This window comes from Rhodococcus sp. EPR-157 (assembly GCF_001647195.1).
GTDB lineage: Bacteria > Actinomycetota > Actinomycetes > Mycobacteriales > Mycobacteriaceae > Rhodococcoides.
On record NZ_LVCV01000418.1, the window covers coordinates 1 to 1,171 of the forward strand.

The following is a 1,171-nucleotide window of genomic DNA, read 5'->3' on the forward strand; positions in this document are numbered from 1 at the left end:
CGGTGATCGTGTCACCCGCGGTCAATTCACGAAGCCGAAAGAAGATTCCGGGACTGCCGTTCATGTCGACGTGCCCGGCGATGATCGACGGTCCGAGCTCACCGGGCGTGGGCGAGCCGGTGTACCAACCTCCAGGAAAGCCGCCGGAGGGCACCTCCATGGTGCCGTCCGATCGCAGGCCAAGCCCGATCAAGTCGGAGTCGACCTCGATCGCGGGAATTGCGATTCGGACCGGGACCGATCGGCCGACCGGTGCACTGCCGGCATCGGCGGCAGGCGCGGCCATCAACTCGGCGGATGCATTGCCCGCTGAGCCGGAGAGTGACGCCGTCGATTGGGGATTGGATTGTGCCTCGGTGTCGATCGGCGTCGAACACCCAGCGAGAATGGCCATCACGAGCATGGTTATGGCGAGCAGCCCGCCCGCCGCCGCGAACCGAAATCGGCTCGCGGCGGCGGGATGTGCGCGAAACGCTGTGGCGCCTGAGAATCCGGTGATTTTCATGGCCGTGGTCAGCGTCGACGGAGGCGAAGGAGGAGACCCGCTCCGGCAATCGACAACAATGCCAGTCCTGGCACCACCGTCATCGGACGTGTGTCCGAGATGCTTTGTGCCACTGTGCTTCCGTCACCGGTATCGACACCACCGTTGGGGATCTGAGTGATCTGACCACCGGGGTTGTTCGTCCCTGGGCCACCGGGGGCTTCCGGGGTGTTGGGGGCACCGGGTGTGTTGGGTGTATTCGGCACGTTCGGTGTGTTGGGTGTGTTCGGAACGTTAGGCACGTTGGGAACATTCGGCACATTAGGCACGTTGGGAACATTCGGCACGTTCGGCACGTTGGGAACGTTCGGCACGTTGGGAACGTTCGGAACTGTGGGAATGCCGGGGATGCTCGGAATCGTGATGACCGGCGGTACACCGGGGATGGTCGGTACTCCCGGAATGGTCGGGATGGTGATGACTGGCGGTATGACGATTGGCGGAATCGGGCCCGAACCTGTGGTTGTAGTAGCGCCCGGTGGTGTTGTGGTTGTGGGCGCGGTGGTCGTGGGTTCGGTGGTTGTGGGCGCGGTGGTCGTCGTGGTGGGCGCGGTGGTGGTGGTTGGTTCAGTGGTAGTGGGTTCAGTGGTAGTGGGTTCGGTGGTTGTGGGTTCAGCGGTGGTGGTT

At 63.6% G+C, this 1,171-nt stretch carries 2 protein-coding genes and 1 pseudogene; 1 reads left to right on the forward strand and 2 read right to left on the reverse strand.

Annotation, left to right across the window (positions count from 1 at the left end; all coding sequences use genetic code 11):
• Window positions 1-505 (reverse strand): class F sortase (locus A2J03_RS19535; RefSeq protein WP_197480864.1); only part of this gene is annotated, 505 nt, incomplete at its 3' end.
• Between the two features lie 8 nt (window positions 506-513).
• On the reverse strand, window positions 514-786 hold the full coding sequence (locus A2J03_RS30610) for a hypothetical protein (protein ID WP_156520470.1): 273 nt from the start codon (window positions 784-786) through the stop codon (window positions 514-516).
• Window positions 787-814: 28 nt separating this feature from the next.
• On the opposite strand from A2J03_RS30610, the pseudogene A2J03_RS30615 reads away from it, so the two are divergent.
• Window positions 815-1,171 (forward strand): annotated as a pseudogene (locus tag A2J03_RS30615) (hypothetical protein); the annotation flags it as partial.